The sequence below is a fragment of the Mesorhizobium sp. M4A.F.Ca.ET.050.02.1.1 genome, from assembly GCF_003997725.1.
GTDB lineage: Bacteria > Pseudomonadota > Alphaproteobacteria > Rhizobiales > Rhizobiaceae > Mesorhizobium.
In genome coordinates this window covers 1-3,995 of sequence record NZ_RZSG01000562.1, presented here as the reverse complement: position 1 = coordinate 3,995, position 3,995 = coordinate 1, and the positions used below count along the sequence as shown (strand labels likewise).

The following is a 3,995-nucleotide window of genomic DNA, read 5'->3' as shown; positions in this document are numbered from 1 at the left end:
ATGCCGACCGCGCGCTGGAGCGCCGCAACTGGGTGATCGACCAGATGGTCGAGAACGGCTATGTGACGCGCGAGGAAGGCGACAAGGCCAAGGCCGAGCCGCTTGGCGTGACGCCACGCCGCAACGGCTCATACCTGTTCGCAGGCGAGTATTTCACCGAGGAAGTGCGCCGCCAGATCATCGCCCGCTACGGCGAGAATGCGCTCTACGAGGGCGGTCTTTCGGTGCGCACGACGCTTGACCCGAAGATACAGCTCATTGCCCGCAAGGCGATGCAGAACGGGTTGCTGAAGTACGACACACTGCGCGGCTATCGCGGACCAGTGACCCACATCGACGTTTCCGGCGACTGGGGCGTGCCGCTCGGCAACGTCAAGGGTCTGGAGGACGTGCCCGAGTGGGCGCTTGCCGTGGTGCTTGACAGTTCCGACACCGGCCTCTCCATCGGCCTGCAACCGGCGCGTCAGGCCTCGGGCGACATCGTCAAGGAGCGCGTCGAAGGCACCGTCAGCAAGGACGACATGGGATTTGCCATGCGTCACATCGTTGACGGCAAGAGCGTCAAGGCAAAATCGCCGGCGGACGTGCTGCAGCCCGGCGATGTCGTCTTCGTGCAGAAGAACGAAGGTTCGGACAGCGCCTACAGCCTGCGTCAGGTCCCGGAAGTGGAAGGCGGCCTGGTCGCCATGGATCCGCACACCGGTCGCGTACTCGCCATGGTGGGCGGCTTCTCCTATGCGCAATCGGAGTTCAATCGGGCGACCCAGGCGATGCGTCAGCCGGGCTCCTCATTCAAGCCGATCGTCTATTCGGCCGCGCTCGACAATGGCTACACGCCGGCCTCGGTGATCATGGACGGCCCGATCACCATCCAGAGCGGCAACACGACATGGACGCCGAAGAATTATGACGGCACCGCTGCCGGTCCGGCGACATTGCGTTCCGGCATCGAAAAGTCGCGCAACCTGATGACGGTGCGGCTCGCCAACGACATGGGCATGAAGCTGGTTGTCGAATATGCCGAGCGCTTTGGCGTCTATGACCATCTTGCACCCTACCTGCCGATGGCACTCGGCTCCGGCGAGACGACGGTGATGCGCATGGTGTCGGCCTATTCGATCATGGCCAATGGCGGCAAGTCGATCAAACCCTCGCTGATAGACCGCATCCAGGATCGCTATGGCAAGACCGTGTTCAAGCAGGACGAGCGCGGCTGCGAAGGCTGCAACGCCGCTGAGTGGAAGAACCAGACTGAGCCGGAGCTGGTGGACAATTCCGAGCAGGTGCTCGATCCGATGACCGCCTACCAGATCACCTCGATGATGGAAGGCGTCGTACAGCGCGGCACCGGCGCCACCATCGCCGAACTCGGGCGTCACATCGCCGGCAAGACCGGCACGACGAATGACGAGAAGGATGCCTGGTTCATCGGCTATACGCCGAACCTGGTTGTCGGCCTCTATATGGGCTTCGACACGCCAAAGGGTCTCGGCAAGGGCGCGACCGGTGGCGGCCTCGCGGCGCCCATCTTCAAGGACTTCATGCGCGTGGCGCTGGACGGCACGCCCAATGTCGACTTCCAGGTTCCGGAAGGCATGAAGCTCATCGCCATCAACCGCAAGACCGGCATGAAGGCAGCCGAAGGCGAGGCGGGCACGATCATCGAAGCTTTCAAGCCAGGCACCGGCCCGGCCGACAGCTATTGGGTGATCGGCATGGGAGCCGACGGTTCGAACGGCGCCGGCGGCGCGTTGTCGCCGCAAGCCACGCAGGCCATCCAGGATGGCGGCGGCGGACTTTACTGACGTCTGCGAGGCTATGGAATGGCCGGCTGATCACAGCCGGCCATTATTGCTTTACAGGCGGCGGTGCCGTGCCTATGTATCGCGCCTATCCCAGACAAGAACCAGACAACAGGACAGAACTGGCAGCCATGCGCGCGGAAACGCAGAACATCGTCGACGAGATCAGGCAGGCGATAACCCTGCTGAGGAGGCATCTTTGACTGGGACCAGGCCATCAAGCGGCTTGAGTACCTGAACGTCCGCGCCGAGGATTCCAGCCTCTGGAACGAGCCGCTGGAAGCGCAGAAGCTGATGCGGGAGCGCCAGGAATTGGAGGACGGTATCGCCGCCGTCAAGGGCCTGACGCAGGCGCTGGAAGACAATATCGGCCTGATCGAGCTTGGCGAGGAAGAGGGCGACGAAGGCGTCGTGGCCGAGGCCGAAGCGGCGTTGCGCTCGATGCAGGGCGAAGCCAAGGCCCGCCAGGTCGAGACGTTGCTGTCGGGAGAGGCCGACGCCAATGACACCTATCTCGAAATCCATGCCGGTGCCGGTGGCACCGAGAGCCAGGACTGGGCCTCGATGCTTTTGCGCATGTACACGCGCTGGGCGGAGCGCCGCCGTTTCAAGGTCGAAGTGCTGGAAGTGCATGACGGCGAAGAGGCGGGCATCAAGTCGGCCACGGTGCTGATCAAGGGCCACAATGCCTATGGCTGGCTGAAGACCGAATCCGGCGTCCACCGGCTGGTGCGCATCTCGCCCTACGACAGCAATGCGCCGCGCCACACCTCCTTCGCCAGCGTCTGGGTCTATCCGGTCATCGACGATACGATCGAGATCGCCGTTTCCGAATCGGATGTCCGCATCGACACCTACCGTTCGTCGGGATCGGGCGGGCAGCACGTCAACACCACCGATTCGGCGGTCCGCATCACCCATCTGGCGACCGGCATAGCGGTCGCCTGCCAGGCCGAGCGTTCGCAGCACAAGAATCGGGCCAAGGCCTGGGAGATGCTGCGCTCGCGCCTCTACGAAGAAGAGCTGAAGAAGCGCGAGGCGGTGGCCAACGCCACCGAGGCGTCGAAAAGCGACATCGGCTGGGGCCACCAGATCCGTTCCTACGTGCTGCAGCCCTATCAGTTGGTGAAGGATTTGCGCACCGGCGTCGAAAGCACCAGCCCGTCGAGCGTTCTCGACGGCGATCTCGACGAGTTTATGGAAGCCTCGCTGTCGCACCGCATCGAAGGCGGGGCGGGCGAAGCGGTGGCGGACCTCGACTAGGATATGTCCATATTCAGGTGAGGCCGGCCTGACACCTTGGGCACCAGATGAAGGAGGCGCTTGTGACCAAGCCGGGCAAGGCAAATACTCACAGACTTTCCGGAAGGTGCTTTTGCGGCGCCGTCCACTACGAGGTGGCGGACGAATTCGTCTATGCCTTGAACTGCCACTGCTCGAACTGCCAGCGCGCCACCGGGTCGGCTTTCAAGCCCTTCGCCGGCATCGAGCGGGACAAGCTGCGCCTGACCGCCGGCGACGACAGGCTGCTGGTCTTCGGCGATCTGGGCGGCGCTCACGACAAGCACTGCGGGCAGTGCGGCTCGCTGCTTTATTCGGTGGTGCGGGAGGGCGCCTACGTCCACGTCACCATGGGGACGCTGGTGGATACGCCGAGCATCCGCCCGACGGCGCATATCTTCGTTGGTTCCAAGGCGAAATGGTTCACAGTCACCGACGACCTGCCGCAGTATGATGAGCATATTCCCGGTTGAACGGCTGGAACCAGCTTCATCCGAATTTCGTTGTCCGGCACCAGACATCCGTCGCTAACGGCTCGTTAACCAAGCCGGCGCACGATTCTGGCTGCAGAGGTTTGGCGTGCGGCGCGGCGTTGCCGATGCGGCCGCTTCTTGCGCCGGCCAAGGAATCAGCCCAGCATTCGGGCTGAGGGGATAGAAGCATTTATGGCCGGACGCGGCGTATCTGCGACCTGACGATCCGGCCAGTGGGAAGACACGTTCCGGGAACGGGCAAGCGAAGGCTTGGAGCTCGTTTGAAAGGAACGTTCTCATGTTTGCTGCCACAATTCGACAGGCCAAAGCCGTTGAACCGGTTGGCCGCTTCCTGTTTTTCCTGGCCGCGGCGGTCGTAGTGTTGACGGCGCCTGCGCTCGCGCATGACGCCAAGCCTACCGCGGCATTGCCGCAAGGC

The 3,995-nt window shown here is 63.2% G+C and carries 3 protein-coding genes; all 3 read left to right on the top strand.

Going from position 1 to position 3,995, the window contains the following annotated elements; genetic code table 11:
• The coding region (locus tag EOA33_RS26895) for a penicillin-binding transpeptidase domain-containing protein (RefSeq protein ID WP_127407014.1) at positions 1–1,805 on the top strand (1,805 nt) is incomplete at its 5' end.
• A gap of 128 nt (positions 1,806–1,933) precedes the next feature.
• A protein-coding gene (gene prfB, locus EOA33_RS26890; RefSeq protein WP_127407013.1) for a peptide chain release factor 2 occupies positions 1,934–3,065 on the top strand; the annotation gives its coding sequence in 2 pieces (ribosomal slippage) (positions 1,934–1,999 and positions 2,001–3,065; 1,131 coding nt in all).
• 62 nt (positions 3,066–3,127) lie between these two features.
• On the top strand, positions 3,128–3,556 hold the full coding sequence (locus EOA33_RS26885) for a GFA family protein (protein WP_245482444.1): 429 nt from the start codon (positions 3,128–3,130) through the stop codon (positions 3,554–3,556).
• Positions 3,557–3,995: the final 439 nt, after the last annotated feature.